General features: G+C 68.7%; 23 protein-coding genes and 1 pseudogene. 10 read left to right on the top strand and 14 right to left on the bottom strand.

Translation table 11 applies throughout. The annotated features are described in order from the left end of the window. Nucleotides 1-70: 70 nt before the first annotated feature. From AC2A1K_RS32435 to AC2A1K_RS32405, 7 genes are all read right to left on the bottom strand, one after another. Nucleotides 71-589, bottom strand: a complete 519-nt coding sequence (locus AC2A1K_RS32435; protein ID WP_483900479.1) for a hypothetical protein — start codon at nt 587-589, stop codon at nt 71-73. Between the two features lie 76 nt (nt 590-665). After that, entirely contained in the window at nt 666-1,808 is a 1,143-nt protein-coding gene (locus tag AC2A1K_RS32430; protein ID WP_483900478.1) for a zinc-binding dehydrogenase, read from the bottom strand. Continuing rightward, the gene (locus AC2A1K_RS32425; RefSeq protein WP_483900477.1) at nt 1,805-2,113 is read right to left on the bottom strand and encodes a hypothetical protein; all 309 of its coding nucleotides are present in this window, start codon (nt 2,111-2,113) and stop codon (nt 1,805-1,807) included. The genes AC2A1K_RS32430 and AC2A1K_RS32425 overlap by 4 nt, the downstream gene beginning before the upstream one ends. Before the next feature lie 47 nt (nt 2,114-2,160). After that, on the bottom strand, nt 2,161-4,164 hold the full coding sequence (locus AC2A1K_RS32420) for a hydantoinase B/oxoprolinase family protein (RefSeq protein ID WP_483900476.1): 2,004 nt from the start codon (nt 4,162-4,164) through the stop codon (nt 2,161-2,163). Then, nucleotides 4,161-6,242: a hydantoinase/oxoprolinase family protein gene (locus tag AC2A1K_RS32415; protein WP_483900475.1), complete on the bottom strand. Its 2,082-nt coding sequence runs from the start codon at nt 6,240-6,242 to the stop codon at nt 4,161-4,163. Before AC2A1K_RS32415 ends, AC2A1K_RS32420 begins: the two co-directional genes overlap by 4 nt. 59 nt (nt 6,243-6,301) lie before the next feature. Next, nucleotides 6,302-7,828 (bottom strand): aldehyde dehydrogenase, encoded by a 1,527-nt coding sequence (locus tag AC2A1K_RS32410; RefSeq protein WP_483900474.1) that lies wholly within the window; start codon nt 7,826-7,828, stop codon nt 6,302-6,304. Nucleotides 7,829-7,964: 136 nt separating this feature from the next. Then, nucleotides 7,965-8,705 (bottom strand): GntR family transcriptional regulator, encoded by a 741-nt coding sequence (locus tag AC2A1K_RS32405; RefSeq protein ID WP_483900473.1) that lies wholly within the window; start codon nt 8,703-8,705, stop codon nt 7,965-7,967. Between the two features lie 550 nt (nt 8,706-9,255). Here AC2A1K_RS32405 and AC2A1K_RS32400 point away from each other — a divergent pair. Both AC2A1K_RS32400 and AC2A1K_RS32395 read left to right on the top strand, forming a co-directional pair. Further along, nucleotides 9,256-10,107, top strand: a complete 852-nt coding sequence (locus tag AC2A1K_RS32400) for a 3-hydroxybutyryl-CoA dehydrogenase (protein WP_483900487.1) — start codon at nt 9,256-9,258, stop codon at nt 10,105-10,107. After that, entirely contained in the window at nt 10,079-10,759 is a 681-nt protein-coding gene (locus AC2A1K_RS32395) for a PIN-like domain-containing protein (RefSeq protein WP_483900472.1), read from the top strand. Before AC2A1K_RS32400 ends, AC2A1K_RS32395 begins: the two co-directional genes overlap by 29 nt. Before the next feature lie 172 nt (nt 10,760-10,931). Here AC2A1K_RS32395 and AC2A1K_RS32390 read toward each other — a convergent pair whose 3' ends face one another. Then, a complete protein-coding gene (locus AC2A1K_RS32390) occupies nt 10,932-11,255 on the bottom strand; it encodes a hypothetical protein (protein ID WP_483900471.1) in 324 nt (107 codons plus the stop codon). Between the two features lie 556 nt (nt 11,256-11,811). Between AC2A1K_RS32390 and AC2A1K_RS32385 the strand changes: the two are divergent. The 4 genes and pseudogenes from AC2A1K_RS32385 to AC2A1K_RS32370 all read left to right on the top strand — a co-directional run. After that, nucleotides 11,812-11,994, top strand: a pseudogene (locus AC2A1K_RS32385) (response regulator transcription factor); the annotation flags it as partial. A 285-nt stretch (nt 11,995-12,279) separates the two neighbouring features. Next, nucleotides 12,280-13,356 carry an IS110 family RNA-guided transposase gene (locus tag AC2A1K_RS32380; RefSeq protein WP_483900470.1) on the top strand — a complete coding sequence of 359 codons (1,077 nt, stop codon included), beginning with the start codon at nt 12,280-12,282 and terminating at the stop codon, nt 13,354-13,356. Nucleotides 13,357-13,382: 26 nt separating this feature from the next. After that, nucleotides 13,383-13,733 (top strand): NAD(P)-binding protein, encoded by a 351-nt coding sequence (locus tag AC2A1K_RS32375; RefSeq protein WP_483900469.1) that lies wholly within the window; start codon nt 13,383-13,385, stop codon nt 13,731-13,733. After that, the gene (locus AC2A1K_RS32370; RefSeq protein WP_483900468.1) at nt 13,733-14,044 is read left to right on the top strand and encodes a hypothetical protein; all 312 of its coding nucleotides are present in this window, start codon (nt 13,733-13,735) and stop codon (nt 14,042-14,044) included. The genes AC2A1K_RS32375 and AC2A1K_RS32370 overlap by 1 nt, the downstream gene beginning before the upstream one ends. A gap of 198 nt (nt 14,045-14,242) precedes the next feature. Here the strand turns inward: AC2A1K_RS32370 and AC2A1K_RS32365 are convergent, their stop codons facing one another. Further along, entirely contained in the window at nt 14,243-14,593 is a 351-nt protein-coding gene (locus AC2A1K_RS32365) for a hypothetical protein (protein WP_483900467.1), read from the bottom strand. On the opposite strand from AC2A1K_RS32365, the gene AC2A1K_RS32360 reads away from it, so the two are divergent. Next, nucleotides 14,592-15,293, top strand: coding sequence for a carbon-nitrogen hydrolase family protein (locus tag AC2A1K_RS32360; protein ID WP_483900466.1), 702 nt, complete (start codon nt 14,592-14,594; stop codon nt 15,291-15,293). The two genes, AC2A1K_RS32365 and AC2A1K_RS32360, sit on opposite strands and share 2 nt — an antisense overlap. A 235-nt stretch (nt 15,294-15,528) precedes the next feature. Then, nucleotides 15,529-16,602 carry a Glu/Leu/Phe/Val family dehydrogenase gene (locus tag AC2A1K_RS32355; RefSeq protein ID WP_483900465.1) on the top strand — a complete coding sequence of 358 codons (1,074 nt, stop codon included), beginning with the start codon at nt 15,529-15,531 and terminating at the stop codon, nt 16,600-16,602. A 17-nt stretch (nt 16,603-16,619) separates the two neighbouring features. Here AC2A1K_RS32355 and AC2A1K_RS32350 read toward each other — a convergent pair whose 3' ends face one another. The 5 genes from AC2A1K_RS32350 to AC2A1K_RS32330 form a co-directional block, all read right to left on the bottom strand. Next, nucleotides 16,620-17,381, bottom strand: a complete 762-nt coding sequence (locus AC2A1K_RS32350; protein ID WP_483900464.1) for a helix-turn-helix transcriptional regulator — start codon at nt 17,379-17,381, stop codon at nt 16,620-16,622. Between the two features lie 72 nt (nt 17,382-17,453). Further along, entirely contained in the window at nt 17,454-18,236 is a 783-nt protein-coding gene (locus tag AC2A1K_RS32345) for a 2-keto-4-pentenoate hydratase (protein ID WP_483900463.1), read from the bottom strand. Further along, a complete protein-coding gene (locus AC2A1K_RS32340) occupies nt 18,224-18,955 on the bottom strand; it encodes a LuxR C-terminal-related transcriptional regulator (protein ID WP_483900462.1) in 732 nt (243 codons plus the stop codon). Before AC2A1K_RS32340 ends, AC2A1K_RS32345 begins: the two co-directional genes overlap by 13 nt. A 39-nt stretch (nt 18,956-18,994) precedes the next feature. Next, the gene (locus AC2A1K_RS32335; protein WP_483900461.1) at nt 18,995-20,362 is read right to left on the bottom strand and encodes a M20/M25/M40 family metallo-hydrolase; all 1,368 of its coding nucleotides are present in this window, start codon (nt 20,360-20,362) and stop codon (nt 18,995-18,997) included. Further along, nucleotides 20,359-21,756 (bottom strand): MFS transporter, encoded by a 1,398-nt coding sequence (locus AC2A1K_RS32330; RefSeq protein WP_483900460.1) that lies wholly within the window; start codon nt 21,754-21,756, stop codon nt 20,359-20,361. Before AC2A1K_RS32330 ends, AC2A1K_RS32335 begins: the two co-directional genes overlap by 4 nt. Nucleotides 21,757-22,019: 263 nt before the next feature. Between AC2A1K_RS32330 and AC2A1K_RS32325 the strand changes: the two genes are divergently transcribed. Together AC2A1K_RS32325 and AC2A1K_RS32320 are read left to right on the top strand one after the other, a co-directional pair. Next, on the top strand, nt 22,020-23,054 hold the full coding sequence (locus AC2A1K_RS32325; RefSeq protein WP_483900486.1) for an Lrp/AsnC family transcriptional regulator: 1,035 nt from the start codon (nt 22,020-22,022) through the stop codon (nt 23,052-23,054). 106 nt (nt 23,055-23,160) lie between these two features. Next, a partial coding sequence (locus AC2A1K_RS32320; protein WP_483900459.1) for a nuclear transport factor 2 family protein occupies nt 23,161-23,510 on the top strand: 350 nt, incomplete at its 3' end.

Genomic DNA, 23,510 nt, shown 5'->3' with positions numbered 1-23,510 from the left:
CACCGACGACCGGTCGACCGCCCCCGGCGGAGCACGGAATCGGGTCGGTGACCGTGGCGACGGACGACGATCAACCAGGAACATCGCCGTTCACTCGACGAAGGCACGATGCCGCACGCACGAGGTGACCAGAGGCGACATCGCGACACGAATCACGCAAATCATCATTGCCATTCGCTTCGTACACGAACCCGGAGAGCAACGCATGGATCGCCTCCAGCGCGGTCCCGAGGACGTCGAGGTCCGCACTCACGCAGTCGCCGGACAGTGACGTGATCTGCGTCCGGAGCCGCCGCACCTCCCAGAGCGACCGGAACGCCCGGCTGATCTGCGGACTCGGCCCGTCCATACGCGAGGCCCGGAAGGCGGTCCCCTCGAGAAGTTCCATGGCGACGGACTGCCGCTGCTCTCCCTCGTGCGCGATCAACGAGGCCTGGGCCATGGCCACGCCTTCCGCCGCTCCGATCACGGCGGATGCGAGCCGCAGGACGTCCTCGGGTGAGTTCACCTCGCCGTCACCGACGATGTCCGACACCCCGAGGGATTGAGCGACGTCGCTTAACTGTGACGCGGTCGGTCCGGATGCCATCTCTACACCTCTCATTCCGGCCGGTGTACTCCGCTGTCGAAAGCCGTAGGGCGGCTCGCCCGCGCGGCGCGCACTTTCAGCTCGCCGCCACATCGGAGGGGACGATGAGGGGCTTGATCTCCTCGCCCGCTTGCATGCGCAGCAGCGCCTCGTAGGCATGCTCGAGCGGGTACCGATTGGTCAGCAGCTGGGAGAAGTCGATACGCGTCCGCGTCCGGCTCAGAAACTGCAGAGCCTTCCAGTACTGGGTGACCTCCCCGGACCATGACCCGAGGATCGTGAGCTGACGACGGGTGATGGCGGTCGGCGAGATGTCGGTGCGGTGCTTGCCTACCTGGCCGGTCACCACATACCGCCCTCCGTCCCGGATCAGGTCCAGGCCCTCGGGGAACGCCGTCGGTGCGCCTGAGAACTCCATGACGATCTCGGCACCTGCGCCGCCGGACAGCTCGCGCACCCGCTTAGCGCGATCCGCCGCGTCGGGGACCTCCGAGATGGACACCACTTCGGTGGCGCCCCATTGCTTGGCGATCGCGAGCCGGTGGTCGGGTGCTCCGATCGTGATGATCTGCCCCGCCCCAGCCTCACGTGCCACCGCCGTGGCGAACAGCCCGAGCGGTCCGGCGCCCTGGACGACGACCGTCTCCCACGGCTCGATCGCACCGAGTCGCTCGAACGATTGGATCACCGAGCGCAGGGCGCAGCTGGCTGCGGATGCCCACTCCGTCTCGACGTCGTCCGGGACGCGGACGCGGCCGGAGTTCGGGAAGACGTAGCAGTACTCCGAGAACCCGCCAACCAGGTACGGGGGCTGCTCGCAGTTGCTGAACATGTAGTACTGCCGTTCCTTGCACAGGCTCGGCTGCCGCGAGACGACGCAGTAGTGGCACCTCCCGCACGAGGCGTGGGTGAACACGATGCGATCGCCGATCTCGAGCGCCTGGCCCACCGAGTCCCGTTCGGCGTCGTCGCCGAGTGCGACGACCCGCCCGACCATCTCGTGGCCGGGCACGACCGGCAGCGCGATCGGCAAGGTCTCCGCCATAGAGCCGTCCCAGAGGTGTACGTCAGTGCCGCAAACCGACGCCATCTCGATCCGGACGAGGATCGCGCGGCGCTCGAGGACGCTCGGCACGGGCAGCTCACGCATCTCCAGCGCCTCGCCGAACTTCGTCAGTACAGCGGCTCTCGAGGTGCGAGGGGCATCGCCGACGGTCATGTGGAGGACCACCCCTCACGAAGCAGCAGTTCGCGGGACGCCCGCTCACCGAGAGAGGCGTCCCAGTCGTAGGTCACCGACCGGAAGGGCGGCCAGTTGTCGGCCGCGGCTGGGCGGTCGATCGCGAGACTGGTCAAGCAGGTCTGGCACTTCGTGGCGATGCGAGGGCCGAGGTGGTTCGCGATCGGGTACCGGGCCAGGTCGGTACCGCCGCACTTGGGGCAGGTGGCATCGACGGGCTCGCGGCTGACGAACAGTTGCTGCTCGGTGGGCCGTGCGTAGGTGTAACGATGTTCCCAGGACATGCTCGTCGTCTCCTCGACGTCGGATGATGTGGGCGGGTCCAAGCGATTCAGTGGAGAGTCAGCGTCTCCAGCTCCTCCCAGGTGCGCGGCCACGGCCGCAGCCCGGCGACCGGCGGGCTCCACTCTCCGCGCCGAGCCTTCTCGCGGAGTTCGTCGCGCAGCGCCTTCGTGGCGCCCGAGTCGACGTCGTGGGTGATGGGGTCGACCACCACCCCGTAGGACTGGGCGGCGAACTCCACCGTGATCTGTCCATTCCAGACGTCGTTGTGGACTGACTCCTCGTCTCGCTCGAGTGGGTCGCCGAACGCGCCGCCGGTCGCGCAGATGACGTAGATGACCTCACCCTTCTCCATGAGGAAGCCGCTGAGCTTGAGCGTCTTGTGCGGAGCATTGCGCCCCCAGACACCGTCTTGGGAGTCCGGAGCGCCGTCCTCGTCGGTCTTGCCGGCGAGCAACTCGAGGTCGCTGAGTGGGATGATCCCGTTCCGCTGGCGGATACTGCCGTCGGCCTGGCGCTTGACCTTGTAGAGGTACGAGGTCATGCCGGCCCCACCACCGTGCAGACCCGGACGCGCGAAACGGCCGGAGTCCAGCAGGTAGGACGAGGACGCCCAGTCGCTGATGACCTCCACGATCAGCCCGTTCGAGAAGCCGGATCGGTACTTTCCGGCCGCAGCCGCGTCGATCAGCAGGTTGCGGCCCCGGACCATGATGGGGTTGTCCCGCTCGAGGAGCTCGATCGTGTTGTCAGCGACGTTGAAGATGGCGGTGGTGTTGAAGCTGATGCCGTCGTTGTTGTTGGTGCCACCCCACGAGCCGCCGACGGACAGGATCTGGCCCCAGGGCTTGCCTTCGTGACCAGGCCTGGTGTCCACGCCGCCGAAGATGTGGAGGTGGGTGTTCGCGCTCTCCGTCGCGATCTCCCGGGACGAGCCCATCCGACCGAAGATGCCCAGCATCAGGTTGGCGGCCTTCGCCGCCACCTCGGTGTGGATGCTCTGGCTCGCGGGTGGCAGGCCCATCACGACGGAACCGGCGGGTGCGAGGACGTGGAAGGGGCGCATGGCGCCGGCGTTCATCGGATGCCGCGGGTCCAACATCATCTTGGGTCCGACGAGGCAGCGGTTGGTCTCCTCCCAGCACGTCATCAGCGCACCGAGCGGCTGTCGGTCCGAGCCGGAGTAGTCAATCTCAACTGAGTCGCCCACCTTGCGTACCGTCGCGGCGAGCCGGAGCGGCTCATCGACCACGCCGTCGTCGTCGATGGACTCCTCGCCCTCCCAGACTCCGTCCGGGATGGCTTCGATCGCGCGGCGCATCCGCCGCTCAGCCAGGTCGAGGGTGTATCGCACGCCCGCCTTGACATCGTCGATCCCGTAACGTTGCAACAGGTTCTGCAGTCGAGCCTCGCCGACCTTCAAGGTGCCGAATAGGGCACGGAGGTCACCGAGGTTCTCGAACGGCGTGCGGGTGTTCTCCAGCAGAAGGTTGATCGTGGACCGCACGGGCTTGCCACCGGAGGTGATCAGCGTCGGTGGGACGCGCAGACCCTCCTCGAAGTGCGTGGTGGCCGCGCTGTTGAAGCCCCCCGCGACCGGGCCACCGATGTCGGTGATGTGGGTGGCGTCGGTGAGCAGGAAGACCGGCTCGTCCTTCCAGAACACAGGACGGAACAGGTTGACGTCCGGGAAGTGGATGGACCCGCGCCAGGGATCGTTGCAGAAAAGGGTGTCGCCCGGCCCGATGTTCTCGTATCGCCACTCGTCCATGACCATGTTGGCCATGTGCTGATGGGTGAAGGCGAAGTGACAGCAGCCCTCGGTGATGGCGGTCATCTCGCTGCTGCCGTCGGGCGTGACGTCGTGGATCGCGACGGCGAAGTCCAGGATGTCGCGGACGACGTTGGAGAAGGCGCTCCGGACCAGGTTGTTGCGCATGTGCCGGGTCACTTCGATCAGGCCTGCGCGAATGGTCTCCGCGGTGACCAGGTCGAGGTCGTACTCGCTCCTGACCGACTGGGCGGTCATGAGGGGATTGCTGAGCGCGCTCATCCGAGGTCCTCCTGGTTAGCGTCGATCAGCACGTTGCCGAACGAGTCGATCGTCGCCGTCGTGTCCTGCTCGACGAGGATGGTTGACAGCCCGTCGTCGATCACCGCCGGTCCGGCCACTTCGTTACCGGCGAGTAGTGACTGCCTGCGGTAGAAGGGGATGTGACGGGGGGTGACACCGTCGAGGAGCACCTCGGAGGTGAACTCCAGGGCATTGTCGGGGGGAGTGGCGCCACCGGTCTCGATCTTCGTGAGCGGGAGGCTCCCAGCCCCGCTGGCCGCCGTCACGGTCATGGTCGTGACCTCGATGGGCGTTTCCGGCGCGGAGTAGCCGTAGGAACGTTCGTAGAACTCGTGGAAAGACTCTTTCCACGCCTTGAGGGCAGTCTCGTCGATGTCACCCGGACGGAGCACGACGCGGTTGGCGAAGCCCTGCCCGACGTAGTGCCCGTGCAGCGACCGCTCCAAGGTGATCGCCGAGGGGTCGACGCCCTGCAGGGTGAGGTCCTCGACCGCCTTGCGGTCCAGCTCGTCGAATATCTCCCGGAGGCGGTCCACGCCCATCCGGTCGATCTCGTCGACGATGGACACGGCCTTCTCCACCCGCACCGGAGCGGCGACCATGCCCAGCGCGCTGAAGCCACCCGGGAAAAAGGGGATGGCGACCCGCTTGATGCCCAGCGCCCGCGCAACGCCGGCGCCGTGGATCGGCCCGGCGCCGCCGTAGGCCAGCAGCACGAACGTGCTGAGGTCCACCGCCGCCTCGAAGACCAGCTTGCTCGCCTCCGCTTCGATGTGGGAGTTCATGAGGTTGTACGCACCCGCCGCCAGCTCCGTCGGCGTCATCCCGAGCGGCTCGGCGACGGTCGCGAGCGCGTCAATCGAGGCCTGACGAGACAGCGCCATCCGGCCGTTGAGGAACAGCTTCGGCTGGATGATTCCCATCGCGACAAGGGCGTCGGTCATCGTGGGACGGGTCCCGCCCCGGTCGTAGCACGCCGGGCCCGGCTCGGACCCCGCGCTCTCCGGACCGATCTGCAGCGTCCCGAGGTCGTCGACGTGGATGATGCTGCCGCCACCCGCGCCGATGCTGCGCACGTCCAGCGCGGGGAAGCCGAGCCGGATGCCGAACTCGAGCTCCCAATCGTCGGTACGGCGCGCCGTGCCTTCCCCCACCATCCCGATGTCGGTGCTGGTCCCGCCGATGTCGACGCAGACGTAGCTCTGCTCGTCCAGCACGTCCCGGGCGTACGCCTCGGCGCCGAGCAGACCCGCCGTCGGTCCGGACTGGATGGTGTAGCCCGGCAGTTCCTCGACCGTGCGGTCCAGGGTCCGGACTCCGCCGTTCATCTGGGTGATCAACACCTCGCCGGCGTAGCCGTGCTCGTCGAGCCGCTTGCGCAGCCGCTTGAGGTAGTTCGCGATGAGCGGACCGCAGTAGGCGTTGAGCACCACTGCGAAGGTGCGGTCGAACTCGCCGACGACGGGTCGGACCGAGGACGACTGGACGTATGCGGTCGGGTGGATCTCCGCAATGATCTCCCGGACCTTCTCCTCATGGACCGGGTTGAGGTACGCGTGCAAGAGGCAGACCGCGATCGCCTCGACACCCTCGTCCTTGAGGAACTGGATCTCCCTGCGTACAGCCTCCTCATCGAGCGGGACGTGAACTGAGCCGTCGTAGCGGAGGCGCCCCGGGATGTCACGGATGAACCGCCGGTGTACGAGCGGGTTGAGCTGGTGCGGCCGGATCCAGCTCGCGTCGTAAAGGTCACCACCGGACGGGCGGACAAGCCCGCCCATGTCCAGCATGTCTCGTGTGCCCTCGGTGCAGATCAGTGCGGTCCGGGGGCCGGACCGTTCGAGCAACGCGTTGATCGCGACGGTGTTCCCGTGACTGAAGGTCGCGATCTCGTCCATGCCGATACCGAGCTGCTGAATTGCGTCGACCACGCCTATCGACTGATCCTCAGGTGTCGTTCGGATCTTGCCACGGCGGATCGTCATGTCGTCGAGATTCACCAGCACGGCATCGGTGAACGTCCCGCCGACGTCGACTGCCAGATGATATTTCGGCACGCTTCTCCTCCTTGAGTCGGTCGAATAATGCTGGTCGAGTGTTCCGTGCCCCCGGCTGGTTAACCCAGGACGAAGGGGTCCCTCGTGTTCCCCGTAAGGTCGATCCACACGGACTTGGTCTCCAGGTATTCGTGGACGGCCGAACTCCCATTTTCGTGTCCGATCCCGCTAGCCTTGCGGCCGCCGAAGGGCACGTTGAAGGTGAGGAGGCGATAGCAGTTGACCCAGACGTTGCCGGACCGAACTGCGGACGCCGCGCGGTGGGCCCGGCGGATGTCATTCGTCCACACCCCCGCACCCAGCCCGTAGGACGTGTCGTTCGCGATCGAGAGCGCTTCTTCCTCATCGCGGAAGCGGATCACCGACAGCACCGGACCGAAGACTTCTTGCCGGGCGATCTGCATGTGATTGTCGACCTCGGTCAGGATCGTCGGCGGGTAGAAGAGCCCTTTCGTGCCCGTCGTCGCCTCGGGCACCGACCCGCCCGCCCGCACCATCGCGCCCTCGTCCACGGCGGAGGTGACGAGCTCCACGATCTTGTCGAGCTGCTCACGGAAAGCCACCGGACCCATCTCCGTCGCGGCGTCGAGCGGGTCGCCGAGCTTGATCGATCGCGCGCGTTGGGCCACGCGCTCGACGAGCTCGTCGTGCACGCTCTCGGCGACGACCAGCCTGCTGCCCGCAACACACGTCTGGCCGGTGGCCGCGAAGATCCCCGCGATCACGCCGTTCGCCGCGGCGTCGAGGTCCGCGTCCTCGAAGACGATGTTCGGTGACTTGCCGCCGAGCTCCAGAGTGACCTTCGCGAGATGGTCGGCTGCCGACCGCATGACCTTCTTGCCGCTCTCCGTGGAGCCGGTGAATGCGACCGCGGCCACCCCGGGATGACTCGCCAGCGCCGCGCCGGTGCGTCCATCGCCGGTCACGACGTTGAACACGCCGGGAGGAAACCCAGCCTTCTCGAAGAGTCTGGCGAACTCGAGCGTTGAGGCTGGCGTCTGCTCCGCGGGTTTCGCGATGATCGTGCACCCCGCGGCTAGCGCCGGCGCCAGCTTGAAGGTCAACAGCAGGAGGGGGCTGTTCCAGGGCAGGATCGCCGCGACGACACCGATCGGCTCGGGCCGCGTGTAGATGAAGTAGCCTGGTTTCGGCGAGGGCGGCGTGGTTCCTTCGATCTTGTCCGCCCACCCGGCGAAGTAGTCGTACCAGTCCGGCAGGCTGCCGATCTGGCCACGCATCTCGCGCAGGAGCTTGCCGTTGTCGGTCGTTTCGACGATCGCCAGGTCCTCGGCGCGTTCGGCAATCAGAGAACCCAACCGGCGCATGAGCCGTCCACGCTCGGTCGCTGTCAACCGACCCCACGGCCCGTCGATGGCCGCTGATGCCGCGCGGACGGCGGCATCGACGTCCGCCTCGGAGCCTCGGGGGGCCGTCGCCCAGACCTCCTCGGTATACGGATTTGTCGATTCGAAGACCTGACCATCCTCGGAGTCCGACCATTGCTCACCGATCAGCATCTGATACTTCCGAGGGGCTGCCACGACCCGGTCCGCCAAATCGGCACGAAACACGGCTGAATCGACCACCCTTCATCTCATCGAAAGGACATGCGGACGCCTCGAGACCCGAGATACGGATCGAGCGACATGGGAACAGTGAGGAATTCGTTTGGTCAACGCCGTGATCAGGCAGGCATGCCCGCCAGGTCGGGCCAGGATCGGCTCATTCGAACGTCAGGTCATACTTCGCGGCTATACTGGAGAGCTCGGCATTCGGCCTTGCTTCCGAATCCAGGGTTCGGATCATCGTCTGGACGGCAACGAGGATGTGACCAGCGACCTCGCGCTCGGCGGCCTCACCGTCCCGGTCACGCCAGACCTGGAAGATCTTGTCGTGCGCCTCACGTGATCGCTCCCAGTTCGAACCCCGTGGCATGTAGAAGCGCCGATACCTCATGAAGCGTCGCCAAGTCTGCTCGGCCATGAGATGCACGGAGCCCGCTACCAATCCGCCCGTGAAGCCGTAGATGGCGAAGTGGAACGCCTCGTTCGCGCTCTCGACGCCCTGCCAGCGGTCGTACTCACTCATGTAGTCCATCGATGAGGGTCCGACCTCAAGGCATCGCTCGGCGCGTTCAGCATCAGCGGGGCCGTGTTCCGTCGCTGCGACGCGCGCAGCAAACGGTTCCAGGAGCAGGCGCATGACTGCCAGCTCCTGCACTTCCTCGACAGACAGTTGACTCACACGGACACCGACGCGCGGCTTCATCTCCAGCCAGCCCTCTGCCACCAACAACCGAAAGGCCTCGCGCAGCGGCGTACGACTGACCCCGAGTTGAGCCGAGATCGTCTCCTGTCGGATCCGCTCGCCCGGTGCGAGTGCGCCCGACACGATCTCTGTACGGATCGCGTTAGCGATCGTGTGGACGAGCGTTGGTGAGTCAACTGCCTGGATGCCGGTCACGGACCCTACCGTCGTTGGGCGAGTTCTGGATACAATCGCCGATGTGCCGAACACTAGGAGTGGTCTCGACCACTGTCAAGCGTCTGCGGACGCCGGTGATCGCCGCGACCCGACTACGGCGCTACGGCGCAGTTCGACCAGCGCCGCGCCGGCCGTACGCGGCGTGGGCTGCGGCCAGCCTCGTGGCGCTGACCCCAATGGAGATCGCGCGCTCGGGTGGTGGCCACGCGATCCGTCTTCGGCGAGCCGGACGGAGAGCTGCTGGTCGAGCATCACGGCAACCTCGCCGTCCCGGTCATCTCCCCGCCGCGTGCGACATCTCTTCGGCGCGTGCAGGGGTGACGCGTCCACGCTCGGGCGCAGGCCTTGCCCCAAGTCGGCCGGTTTGTGACCGAGGCCACGGTAGCCAAGATTGTAGGACGTCCTACTAAGTGCCACGGTGCACTGACGCCCCGTTCCTCCCGAGGTCGCTAACGTGAGTGCTCGGGCGGCCGGAAAGGAAGCGGTGGGACGCAGGCAGCAGGGCGAACGCGGAGAAGGGGACGATGCGGTGAAACGCATTGGGGTGCTGGGATGCGGGCTGATGGGCGCGGGGATTGCCGAAGTGTCGGCACGAGCTGGCCGCGACGTCGTGGTCGTCGAGTCCGACGCAGCGCAAGCCGACGGCGGGAGGCGCCGGATCGAGATCTCCCTGCGGCAGGCGCAGCGCCGAGGTCGCCTCGACGACGCGGACGAGGTGCTCGGTCGCGTCGCGGTGGTCACCGACCTAGCCGCCTTCGCCGACCGGGACCTCGTGATCGAGGCGATCGTTGAGGACGAACCCGCCAAGACTTCGGCGTTCCGTTCGATCGACGCGATCCTGGAGAGCGAGGAGGCCGTCCTCGCCTCCAATACCTCGTCCATCCCCATCATGAAGCTCGCCGTGGCGACAAGGCGGCCGGAGCGCGTCCTCGGCATCCATTTCTTCAACCCCGTGCCGGCGCTCTCCCTCGTCGAACTCGTGCCCAGCCTTCTGACGGCGGACGACACGCTGAGCGCAGCCCGCACGTTCGTCGAGGCGGATCTGGGCAAGAAGGCGATCGAGTGTCGTGACCGCGCAGGCTTCGTGGTCAACGCGCTGCTAGTCCCGTTCATCCTCTCCGCCATCCGGATGCTGGAGTCCGGGTACGCGACCGCAGAAGACATTGACGAAGCCTTGGTCCGTGGATGTGCTCACCCGCAGGGACCACTCGCGCTGGCCGACCTCATCGGCCTGGACACCACAAAGGCCGTCGCCGAGTCGCTCTACGAGGAGTTCAAAGAACAGCTCTACGCACCACCTCCGCTACTCGCGCGGATGGTCGACGCGGGCCAACTCGGTCGCAAGACCGGGCGTGGCTTCCACACGTACGCCACGTCGTAGCGAGCGAGCCCCGGCGGGGGCTTGGTTCTGGCGGGTGGACCACGATGTCGATGTGACCGAGGAGGCGGCATGGGCCGAGAGGCTGGATGAGCTGCCTCGTCGGATCGCGCCCCAGGTCGCGCGTAGCGAGCCCCGCCAGTGGTTCCTCGACCACGACACGCTGGGCCTGGCTCACGCGCTCGCCGAGCTGCGCGACGATGTGGCTTATCTCGGAGATACCGGCGAACGGCGTCATGGGAAGTGGCGACTCCCGCCGCGCCCGGGCCTGCTGCACAGCGTCGACGACGTCTGGAACCCCCAGGTCACGCGGCTCGGGTGGGCCATCATCACTCGCGACAAGCACATTCAGACCAGGACGTGGGAGGTCGATGCCGTGGCAGCTTCGAAGGCCCGCATGTTCGCCATCACCTCCGAGGAAAACCTCGACAACCGGGGTCTGATCGAGGTGGTGGCATCGCGATGGCGCGACATGACCGGCCGCGGCCGCCGAGCCCAGCCGCTACATCCACTCGCTGACCCCAGATCTCGATCCGCAAGGTTGTCACCTTCGAGTAGCACCGTCTTGCCGGCGAGTAGTGCGCGGGCCTTCTCGCGGCGCTCGAGCAGCTTCGGCTGGGTGGCACCGACCCACCGAGCCGGTGGCCCGGCATGAGCTTCCCAGCGGTCGATGATCGCGATCTCGGGCTCGTGGTCACCGCGTTTGCGGTGGACGATCGCGGCCCGCTCGGTCCAGCCCGGCGGAGTCTCCAGAACACCCTGCTCGCCCACCCCGAGGTGCTGTGCTCGCAGCGGCACGTTGCGTTTACTGACGCTGCTGCTGGAGATCATCGCGGCGACCGAGCGTCCAGGCAAGACAGGCGCCATCCGTCGCGCTGCGCGTTCCAGGCTCGCTCGGCCTCACCCATGTCGACATAGCGGGGATCGTTCCAGTACTTGCCGGTGTCCTCGGGGCGATCGACGCTCCGGCGTCCGAACCATCCCATCCCGGCCTCCCCCATGTCGGCTGCGCCGCGACGCCAACTCTCGTCCAGCAGCGCTTCTCGCCACCGCTGCCCGGGGGCCGCTCGCGGTGCAGCCCGGCAGGCGGTCTTCACCGCCGATCCCGATCCAAGATCGAAATCCAAGGTTATCTGCTTACCGATGATCAAGCACAGTTTATCTGCTCCACGAGCGCTGTGCGACCTCGAGCCCGGCCGAGCGAGGCTGGACGAACCAGCCCGAAAGCCGTATCGTCGCAGCTCAGGGACTGCAGGGTGGGCGCGGCAGGGATCGAACCTGCGACCGACGGCTTGTAAGCACGGATCGCCTCTGCGCTGTGCTATCCAGGGTCTTCGCAGGTCGCCCGCGAGCGTAGCACCCACAGTTATGTGCTCCCAGAACGATCACCTGTGATCTTGGTTCCGCTGAGAAGCCGCTCAGGGCGACGCTGGGAGGCTTTCAGGGGCCGACCGGGGTGGATAAAGGACCCAGCCAGACGGCGGCGACAGCAACGCGCTGAGCCTGACAGGTGACCGCCGACGGCCGTGAGCGCTGTACCACCGAGGACCTCCGCTGAGCACTGAGGATTCAGAGTCGCGAGCGGTGAGGTCGGGCCCCCTTTGGGGCTGAGGTCGACCATGCCCGGCGTGCTCGAAGTGGTGCGCTCAACGAGCAGATGTCAAGCTCGGACGGGCGAGGCCACGCCACGGCCGTCTCGCCGCCCTCACAGCCCGTGAGCGCGAGATCGTCTCCCTCGTCGCGCAAGGCCTTACAAACCACGAGATCGCCGAGGAACTCGTCGTCAGCCCGGCGACGTCCCGCATCCACTTCAGCCGCTTCATGATCAAGCTCGGTGCCCGCGACCGCACCCAGCTCGTCGTGTTCGGCTACCAGTCCGGCCTGGCCTGACCCCGCGGTGAAGTCCGTCCAAGACGACCGCGGGCCGCGCTTCCTAGCGTCGCAGTCAGTGTCAGGGTCAGCTCGCCGCTGTTGCGGTGGTTGGGAGCCTGGCTGCTGATGATCTGGCTCGTAGCGTCGGTGCCGCCTTCGGGCTGGCGACCATGGGTTGTGCCGATCATCAGCGGCTGGGACCGGCCGGCGTGACTTGATAGGAGCGTGGCTGCGCCCCCACTGAGGTGTGTCCGCCGGCCGGCCCAGCTGTGTCCCTCACGGCTGAAGAGAGGAGACCTCTCGATGGTGCTCATGGTCGGGGTCGATGTCCACAAGGACACCCACACCGCGGTCCTGGTCGACGAGCTCGGACGCGAGCAGGCCCAGCGCACGGTGCGCGCCACCGACGCCGGTCACCGCACGTTGGTGGGCTGGGCGCGTACTCAGGGCGGTGATCTGCGGTGGGCAGTGGAGGACTGCCGGCACGTGTCGACCCGCTTGGAACGTGCCCTGCTCGCTGCGGGCCAACAGGTCGTGCGGGTGCCACCGAAGCTGATGGCCGGCGCCCGGTCCTCGGCGCGCACTCGGGGCAAGTCCGACCCGATCGACGCGCTGGCCATCGCCCGGGCCGCGCTGCGCGAGCCCGACCTGCCGGTGGCTGAGCACGACCAGACATCGCGGGAGCTCAAGCTGCTGGTCGATCACCGTGAGGACCTGGTGGCCGAGCGCACCCGCATGACCAACCGGTTGCGCTGGCACCTCCACGAGCTCGACCACGAGCTCGACCCCGAGCTCGACCCCGAGCTCGACCCGCCGGCCCGCAGCCTGGACCAGCCCCGCCGGCTCGAGGCGCTCGCCGCGCAGCTGGCCGAGCGGCACACCGGGACGGTGGCCCGGCTGGCCGCAGAGCTCGTCGCCGACATGCGCGAGCGGACCGCGCGGATCCGCGCGCTGGAACGCGAGATCGCCACCCTGACCCGTCGGGTCGCCCCGCAGCTGCTCGAGCTGCCCGGCTGCGGCGCGCTGACCGCCGCGAAGATCGTCGGGGAGACCGCCCGGCCGGGCCGGTTCCGCTCCGAGGCCTGCTTCGCCATGCACGCCGGCGCCGCCCCGATCCCCGCCTCGTCCGGGCGCAACGACCGGCATCGACTCGCCCGCGGCGGTAACCGGCAGCTCAACGCTGCCCTGCACCGCATCGCGCTCACCCAGACACGGCTGCCCGGAAGCCTTGGACAGGCCTACTACCAGCGACGACGCGCCGGAGGCGACACCACCATGGAGGCCCTGCGGGCCCTGAAGCGACGTCTCGCGCGCGTCGTGTTCACCCTCCTCCAACCCCCGACCGCCTCCGCGGCTGCCCCGCAGCCCGCGGCGGCTTGACATAGGAGCAACCCAAGCGGCTCCTCGTGGTCGGTGGCAGCACGGCCGGGCTGTGCGCGGCGGTGGTGCTCGCCCGGGACGGGCACGATGTGACCGTCGTGGAGCGCGATCACCTGGAGCCCGCTGTCGACGTCGAGACCGCGGCCCTCGGGGCGCACCGGACGAGCGCGCCGCAGATCGTGCAGCCGCACGTCCTGCTCACGACGTTCCGCGAGGTGCTGCGCGAACGGCTGCCTGACGTGGCCGCCGCCCTGCGCCGCGCCGGCGCGCAGGACGCGTCGCTGGAGAGCCAGATGCCCGCGACGCTGGTGGACCGGTCGCCGCGACGCTGGTGGACCGGTCGCCGCGTCGCGGGGACGACCGTTTGCGCCCGCTGATGACCCGCCGCTCGACGCTGGACTGGGTGCTCGCCCGCGTGGCCGCCGCCGAGCCCCGCGTCGAGCTGCGCCACGGCGTCGCGGTGACCGGCCTGTGGGCGGATGGCGGCGACCCGCCCCGCGTGCGCGGGGTCGTCACCGACCACGGCGCGATGGCGGCGGACCTGGTCGTCGTCGCCGGCGGTCGCCGCGCCCCGCTCGAGCGGTGGCTGCGCGCCGTCGGCGCGCGCCCTCGACCCTTGGCCGTCGCGCCGTGCGGTCTCGGGTACTTCGGCCGGCAGCGCCGGCACGCTCAGACGGGGGCTTCTTGAACGAAGTTCACCTCGTCAATCCAGGGTAGTCGGGCGGCGCCAGGGAACAGCCGATGCGTACTACTTCGTGTCAGTTGGTTGGCCTTCTCCCAGTGAGGACCTCGATGGCCGTGGTCCCTGCCGTGGTCACCTGCCGTGGTCCCCTCGACCCGCACGGTGACACCAACGGTTAACAACCGCCCTCCGGAAGGGACCAGCTCAGCCCGTATGACTGTCGCCCCGGCTGGCGCACTGAGCTTTCGCGTGCGCGAGACGGTAGGAGGTGGTGCCGTCTCGAGGATGCTCCCGGCGAAGATGAGCCGGTCGATGATCGCCGCAGAGCCGCGGATCAGGGAAGGTGCGCGTCCAGCCGGAGACCGGCTGCTTCGAGGCGATGGCGATGGCGATGGAGTTGGTCTGCTCGCGCTCGGTCAGCACGTGCAAGTGCAGGGCGACGCCGCGGCGGGTCGGTCCGAGCTCCATATGGCCGAGTTCGTCGCTGCAGGGCCGGTCGACAGGTCCTTGCGCCGCACCAGAGAGCCCACAGACCTGCGGCACGATCGGAGGCATGCGGAACACGTTGATAGTCGCCGCAGCCCAACCGTGGTGTCGACCCGGCGCGATCGCCGAGAACGCCCGAGCTCACGCGGCCTTGGTGCGTCAGGCCAACTCACGCGTGGTCGTGTTCCCGGAGCTCTCGCTGACCGGCTACGACCTCGCTGCGCAGGTCGTCAGTCCCGACGATCAGGTGCTCGCACCGCTCCAGGAAGCTTGCGCCGAGACCGGCGCCCTCGCGCTGGTGGGTGCCGTGACCGGGCACGCGGACCGACGCTACATCGCCACGCTCGCCGTCGGACCCGACAAGATCACCGCTGCCTACCGCAAGACGTGGCTGGGAGACGACGAAGCCCAGCACTTCGCCAAGGGCGACGGCCCCACGGTGCTCACCGTCGACGGGTGGCGGATCGGGCTGGGCGTCTGCAAGGACACCGGGTCAGCCCAACACACCGCGGGCACCGCAGCGCTGGGCATCGACGCCTACGTCGCCGGCGTCGTCCACCGACCTGACGAGCTCGCCGAGCAGGAGGCTCGCGCAACGGTGATCGCGCGGACCTGCCGGGCCTACACTGTCATCGCCAGCGCCGCCGGGGCTGTCGGCGAGAACTACCCCAACACCTGTGGCGCGTCCGCCATCTGGGCTCCTAACGGTCTCGCTGTCACCCGCGCCGGCCGCGAACTCAACGACATCGCACGGGCGACGCTGGTCTAAGTGATCTCCGCACGACCTCCACCACCCCATCCGGGGGCCAGTTCCGACCGTCACCGAGACCCGGGTCGAGCTAGACTTTCTCGGAATTCGGCAGGTCGTCCGAGGTCACCAGTCCAGGTCGGCTCGGTGACCGGGTCGGCGGGCATCGGGCCGAGGGAGGGACGCCTCGGAACGGACCTCGAAGGCTTCGGTTTCGACCAAGACACCTACCTCCGGCGCGGCCCACGCTGTGGGCATGACGACGCTCTCGCCTCCCGCGCCCGGGCTCTTCACATCACCCGACCTCGACCACCACGAGCTGGTTGTCTTCGCGCCGACGCCCGGGCTGCGCGCCATCATCGCCGTCCACAGCACCGCCCTGGGTCCGGCGCTCGGCGGCTGCCGCATCCGGCCCTACGCCGACGAGTCCGCGGCACTGCACGACGTGCTTCGCCTGAGCCGGGGCATGACGGCGAAGGCAGCCGTCGCCGGCCTGCCCTACGGCGGCGGCAAGATGGTCGTCCTCGCCGACCCGGACCGCGACAAGAGCGCGGCACTGTTGGAGGGCATTGGCCGGGCGGTCGACGCGCTCGGTGGGCGGTACGTCACTGGCGAGGACGTCGGCACGACCGTCGAGGACATGGCTGCCATCCGTCGCGTCACGCCGCATGTCATGGGCATGCCTCCCGCGATGGGCGGGAGCGGCGATCCCTCGCCGAGCACCGCAAGAGGCTGCCGGGCCGCCGTCGCCGCGGCGGTCCGGCACCGGTTAGGCGCCCCCGACCTCGCCGGGGTGAAGGTCGCGGTCCAGGGACTGGGCAATGTCGGGTGGAACCTCTGCTCCCTTCTCTCCGAGGAGGGGGCGGAACTCGTCGTCGCCGATATCCGCGACGACCTCGTGATGGCCGCGACCGACGCGTTCGGCGCCGCGCCCTGCGCGGTGGACGCCGTGCTGGAGGAGAAGGTCGACGTCTTCGCTCCGTGCGCCCTCGGCGCGGTGATCGACGACGTGGGCCTCGACCGCCTCGCTGCCCCGGTGGTGGCAGGCGCCGCGAACAACCAGCTCGGCGACGAGGTCCGGCACGGTGCGGCCCTGCACGCACGCGGAGTGCTCTACGCTCCGGACTTCGTCGCCAACGCCGGCGGGATGATCCAGCTCGCGATGGAGCGCTCCGGGACCCTGGAGTGGGAAGACGTCCACCGGCGCGTGGACGCCATCGGCGAAACCCTCGCCGAGATCTTCAGGAGGTCGGCTGCGGACGGGAGACCCACCAGCGCGGCGGCGCGCACCATCGCCGACGAGCGTGTCGCGGCCGCCTCGCGTCGCTGACCGGTGTTGCCCGGAGATCATGCCCGGGCGGCCGCCGCGAACTGCTGCGGAGTGAGCGCGTAGCAGCGTCTGAAGTGATTCGTCAGGGCACTCTGGTCGTAGAAGCCGACGCCGGTGGCGACCTCGGCGATCGACTCGCCGCGGCCGAGCGCCCGACGAGCGGCATCGAGGCGCAGCTGAGTGAGGTACCGATGCGGGGTGAGCCCGGTCGTCCGCTTGAACACCCCAGCCAGCTGGAACTCGCTCAGGTCGAGCGCAGCCGCCATGACCCCGAGCGAGGGGGGCGCGACGAGGTCGGCGCGGAGCATGTCGACGGCCGCCGCCAACCGCCGACGGTCGCGGCGGCCGGGCAATGGGCGCCGACCGCCGTCGGCGTACCGGGCGAACAACATCCCAAAGCTCCGGACGAGCAGCTCCCGCGCGTGCAGCAGATCGCGCCGGGCGTCGAGAGCGCGGTGCAGATCCAGGAAGCCCGCGATCAGCACACCGTCGCTCAGGAACGTGTCACGTACGTGGGGCAGCTCCTCGATTCCGAGTGCCATTGCCACCTCGCCGCAGGCCTCGCCCTCGAGATAGACCGAGCGGTGCAGCCACCGCGGGCTCGTGCCCATCTTCCCGTAGTGGCTTTCGAAGGGGTTGAACACCGCGAGCACGCCCCTATGGGTCTCCCCCTCCGTGCCGCCGCCGCGGACGACCGAGCCGCCGCGCTCGGTAACGGCGACGACGAAACCGTCGTGGCGATGGGGGGTGTAACGGTGGGTGCGCAGGTCGGCACTCATCACGCTGAGCCCGGTGGTATGCGGGTCCCGGCGGTAACGGGTCCTGTTCGGACGGTCGGACGGCCGCATCGGTCAGCCGACCCGGATCGTGACCGACCCCAGCCGGTCGAACTCGGCGCGGAACTCGTCGCCCGCGAGCATCGGCACGGCCGCATGTAGAGCGCCAGTCATGATCAGATGGTCTGGCTCGAGCCCGACCCCGAACTCGCCCAGGGTGTTGGCGAGCCACGCCACCACGGCCAGCGGGTCCCCGAGTGCCGCCGCGCCCGCCCCGGTGTCCATCAGCTCGTCGCCGCGCCAGAGCGCCATCCCCACGAGGCGCGGGTCGAGGCCGTCCAGGGGCACCACCTGCGGGGACAGCGCCACCGCGCCGTTGGAAGCCAGGTCGGCGACGGTGTCGGCCAGTCGGATCCGCCAATCGGCGATACGCGAGTCGACGATCTCCATCGACGCGGCCACCCCGGACACCGCCGGGGCGACATCGGACGGGTGGAGACCGGGGCCTCGCAGTGCCCTCCCCAGCACGACCACGATCTCTGCCTCGACTTTGGGCGCGATGAAGTCCGCGAGCGGCACCGTCGCCCCGTCGGGATACACGGTCGAGGCAAGGACGGGGCCGTAGTCAAGGGTGTCGATACCGATCAGACGCTGCATCGCCGCCGAGGTCGCGCCGACCTTGTGACCCACGACGCGGTCACCGTCGGCCAGCAGCAGCGACACCAGCTCCTGCTGCACGGCGTAGCCGTCGATCATGCCGAGCCAGGGTTCGGCGTCGGTGAACGGCGCGATCGGGGTGCGCGTGCGGCGCGCTTCGTAGAGGGCCCGCGCTTTGAACGCGGGATTCACAGTAGACACAGCGCACGCGCCTTGTTGATCGCGGTCGTGCGCGAGCGCACGTCCAGCTTCACGTAGACGTTCGTCAGGTGCCGCTTCACGGTGGCCTCGCTGATGTGGAGGCGGCCGGCGATCTGGGCGTTGCCGAGACCCTGGGCGACGAGGTCGAGCACCTCGAGCTCGCGCCGCGACAACGGTCCGGGTGGTGGAGCGGCCAGCCGGATCATCGAGGCGCGCGACCCGGCGAGCACGACGTGTTCGTCGCGGTCGCGGACCGCGCGGATCACCGCGATCAGCTCGGCCCTTGTCGAGGACGGCGGCAGGTAGGCGTGGATGCCGGTAGTCACGAGCCTGCTGAGCAGGCGTGCGTCGTCGCGAACGCCGACCGCGGCCACCCGCGGGGCCGCGGGGCCCAGCTCAGCAAGCAGATCGAGGACGCGCTCCAGTCCCGGCCCCGGCAACTCGGCCGACAGCAGCACGACGTGGGGACGCTCGCGGCGGACTGTCGCGACGATCTGGTCGGCGTGTTCGACCTGACCGACCACCCGCAGATCGGGCTCCTGCCGGCACATCTCGGCGATGCCCTCGCGGAGCAGGATGTTGTGGTCGGCGAGCACCAGCCGCACCGAACTGTCTTCGAGCCGGGCTTTCCAGGACGACCTCGGGCCGGCGGCATCGGGGGATTCCGAGGCCGCCCCGGCTCGTGTGTCCTCGAGGGGCAGGATCGATGTTCGCAGCATGAAACACCTCGTGGTCGGGACGGTCGGCGACGGCGGGGATCAGCACAGGTCAAAGAAGGTGTCCAGCACGTCGGTACCGAACCGCACGGCGTCGACGGGCACGCGTTCGTCCACGGCGTGGAAGGCCGCCGCGAAGTCGAAGCCGGGCGGGAGGCGAAGTGGCGCGAACCCGAAGCACTCGATGCCCAGGCGGGAGAAGTGCTTCGCGTCCGTACCGGCCGGCAGCAGGTAGGGCACGACCTCGGCGTGCGGGTCGCGAGAGCGCAGGCTGGCGGAGATCGCGTCCACCGCCGGTCCCGCGAACCGCGACTCCACGGAGATGTCGTGGTGGATCGTCTCGCAGGTGGCGTCCGGGCCCACCACAGCGCGGAATCTCTCGATGAACTCGTCCTCGTGCCCCGGAAGGAACCGGCAGTCGACCTGGACCGACGCCTGTCCCGGGATGACGTTCGTCTTGTTGCCGCCTTCGATGAGGGTCGGCGAGGCGACGTTGCGCAGGGACGCGCCGAGCAGACGCTCGAGCGGTCCGAGCTCGGCGAGCAAGGGCTCCGGATCGTCCGGGTCCACCGGCCGGCCGAGACGTCGGGCGAGCGTCTCCAGCAGAACTCGGGTTGTCGGGACGAGCTGGACACCGAAGTCGTGACGCCCGATGCGGGACACCAGTTCGGCCAGTTCGACGATGCTGTTCCGCGGCGAGAGCATCGAGGCGTGACCGGCGACTCCCAGCGCCGTGACCCGAAACCAGATGACCCCCTTCTGGGCGCTTTCGACCAGGTAGAGGCGTTCGCCGTCGGGCAGCGTGGAGGAGTATCCGCCGACCTCTCCGATGGCCTCGGAACACCCGGCGAACAGTTCGGGCCGGTGCTCGACGAGCCAGCGCGCCCCGAACCGCCCGCCGTTCTCCTCGTCGGCGACAAAGGCGAGCACCGTGTCACGGGCAGGAGGCCGGTTCGTACGAACTCGATCCCGAACCACAGCAAGGACTTGCGCGACGAAGTACTTCATGTCCACCGCGCCCCGACCCCACAGGCACCCGTCGGCGATCTCCCCGCCGAAGGGATGACGGGTCCATGCCGACCGCTCGGCGGGGACCACATCGGTGTGGGCGTGGACCAGCAGTCCCGGTCGCTCGGGGCGAACTCCCGCCCAGCGGACCACGACCGTGGTGCGGCCGGGCTTCGGCTCGATCATCTCCACCGCGAGGCCGACCTCGCTCAAGAGGCCGGCCACGTACTCGGCCGCCCGGCGCTCGCCGGGCCCCCTGTCATCGCCGAAGTTGGACGTGTCGATCCTCATCAGCTCGCTGCAGATCCGGACCGCCTCGTCGGCGGCTGCCGGACCGGTGAGAACGGTCCCGCCTGACGGCCGAGGACCCGTGGCCGCACCCCGCTCTGTCGTGTCAGTCACGGCGACCCTCCAGGGGCAGGGTGAACGGACTGAGCGCCGCCCGCATCGCCCGCGGGCTCACGCACATGTGCGTCCGACTCCTGGGTCGCTCGCTCGAGCTCGACACCGGTAGTCCGTGGACCGAGCAGGAGGACGTTAGCGATGAGAACAGCCAGCGCGACCGCCACGATGCCGAACACGAAGCCCGATCCCACTGCCAGCGCCGGCAGGAGCACGAACGGGAGGACGGCCGTGGTCAGGCGGCTCACCGAGTAGGCCGCGCCGGACCCGGTGGCGCGCATCGGCGTCGGATACAGCTCGCCCTGGTAGACGTGGTACGCGTTGGAGAACACGTTGCTGATCACTGTGAAGGCGAAGCCCCAGGCCACGGCGGCGACCGGTGATGTCGCGAATCCGAACATCAGCCCGGTGACGCCCATCCCCGCTGCTGTCGCGGCGATGAGGACCTTCCGCTCGACCCGCTCCATGATCGGGAGCGAGAGCGCCGATCCCACGGGATAGCCGATGTAGGTCAGCGCCAGGTAGAGCAGGGAGCTCACGATCGGGAACCCGTTCGCCACGAGGACCAGCGGGGCGATCGTGCCGAACCCGTAGTAGCCGAAGGCGGATCCGACGTTGAGGATCCAGGCCATCACGGTGCGGCGGCGGAAGCGCGCGGAGAACAGCATGCGGGCCCCGTTCGGACGCGCGACCACCATGGGTCGCGGCGCCGTGGGCTCTGGCGGGGGCAGTGTGTGCCCGGCGCGACGGGCGTCCTCCTCCCAGCGGTCCATCACTGCCTCGGCCTGCGCCTCACGCCCGACCGACTCCAGCCAGCGCGGCGACTCGGGCAGAGTGCGGCGCAGCGCCCAGACGAGGAGCGCACCGAGGCCGCCGAGGAAGAACATCCATCGCCATCCGTCGACGCCGAAGGGGGTGGTCGGTACGAGTCCCAGCGCGAGGAAGCCCGCCGCGGGCACTCCCATGAACCCGAGGGTGTAGGCGCCCGCCACCCACTTGCCGCGCAGCCGGGCCGGCAGGAGATCGGAGAGATAGGTGTCGGCCAGGGCGAGTTCGGCGCCGAGTCCGAGACCGGCGAGGAATCGGGTGGCGATCAGGAACTCGACCGAGGGCGACAGCCCGCCCAGGAACGAGAACAGGGAGTAGATCGCCAGATTCAGCATGAAAGCCCGGCGACGACCGATCCGGTCGGCCAGGCGGCCGAGCAGAAGTGCACCGAAGAACTGTCCGATGAAAGCGCTCGCCAGGACCAGTGCCAGCGGGTTCCCGCTGAGGGCGTACTCCTCCCGGAGCACCGCAGACAAGGTGCCGGACAGGAAGACCTCGTAGGTGTCGAAGAACAGCCCGAGACCGACCGATACCACGGCGACGACGTGCAGTCGCGTCAGCGGCATGCGATCGAGACGGGCGGCAATCGACGGGTCGGCCATCTCGACCGGAAGGGAATGTGGACGGGGCACAGGCGACCATCTCCCTCGAGTGATCACTCGATTTACGGGCCGTTCACGAGACGTGCGTTCGGTAAATTCATCTCCGTCTCGACACGCAGCGATGCGCCCTCGGCCCATGCTCGGTTCGCCGCCGATGCTGCCTGGTGTTCGTTCCCGCGGGTCGATCTCGCGCTTTATCGCCACATCGGAGGGCGTCCGTGCAGGAAATGCGTCACCTCGACGAGACGGACCTCGCACTCGTGCACGCACTGCAGATCGCGCCCCGGGCGTCCTGGACCCGTGTGGGCGAGGTCCTGGGGGTGAACCCGGTCACCGCGTCTCGGCGCTGGGAGCGGCTGACTGCCCACGGGGACGCGTGGGTGACCGCCTACTGTGCGCCACCGCTGATGCAGACCCTGCCCTACGCACTGGTCACAGTGCGCTGTACGGCCCACCAGGTCATCGAGGTCGCCGAGGCCCTTGTCGACGACCCGCACGCGGTGACGGTCTCGCACACAGTGGGAACTTCCGACCTTCTGGTCGGCCTGTGGGTGGCCGATCTCGGCATGCTCTCCCGCTACCTCGTCGGCCGGCTCAACCTGCTGCCCGGTGTGCTGACCAGCCGAGTCTCGGTGGTCTCGGCCATGTACGCCGAGGGCAGCCGCTGGCGGCTTCGGTCGCTCGACCCCGCCCAGCAGCAGGCCTTGGCGGTGCCGGCGGTCCGGCGGACCTCGCCGGTCCCGCTCTCGACTGCGGACCGGTCGCTGGTGCTGGCCCTCAGCGAGAACGGCCGGGCCTCCATCGAGCAGCTCACGATGCGGACCGCCACCAGCCTGAGCACCGTCCGCCGCCGTCTGCGGCGTCATCTCGAGGCGGGAACGTTCGCCCTGCGCTGCGAGCTGTCCCATCACACCGCCGGGGCTCCCGTCGAGGCCACGCTCTGGATCGAGGTCCCGCCGACCGAGCTCATCGAGACCGCCCGGATGCTCGGCGGGCTCCCGCAGACCCGGATGTGCGCTGCGGTCACCGGGCCGGGCAACCTCGTCCTCGCTGTCTGGCTCTCCTCCGCCGACGAGCTGCAGAACCTCGAGCTGGAGATTGCCCAGCGGGTCCCGGGCCTGCAGGTGGCCGAGCGGCTGCTGACCCTGCGCCACCTCAAGCTCATGGGCCGCGTGCTCGACGAGGCCGGTCACGGGGCGCGGGCCGTGCCGATGGACATCTGGCGCGACCCCGTGGCCACCGGGTCGAACGAGGCACTCTGACCCGCATTGAGGCCCCACTGGATCCGCGCCGCAAGTTCCACTACGACCTTGCGCCCACGGAAGCTACGACGTCCGTCGCTTACCGGTGAGCGGGCACGTTCTTAGCGTGGACGAGACCCAGCACCCGGCACGGGAGGTCCGCGCCATGACACCCCACCCGACCACCGAACCCTCGCCGGTGACGGGCCGATGGCTCCGAGACATGTTCGCTGTCATCGATGCCGGTGAGTGGGACCGGCTCGCCACCTTTTTCCACCCCGGGATCGTCTACGAGCGGCCGGGCTATGAGCCCTTCGAGGGTCGTGAGCGGGTGATGCGGTTCTACCGCCAGGAGCGGGTCATCGCCGACGGACGCCACACGCTCGACGGCACGGCGGTCGAGGACTCACGAGCGGCGAGCTGGGGCCGGATCGAGGCGGTCCGCTCCGACGGCCACCACGTGACTCTCGGGTTCGC

This window comes from Actinomycetospora sp. 2LY8.5, assembly GCF_057180585.1.
This window is presented reverse-complemented; position numbering and strand designations above follow the sequence as displayed.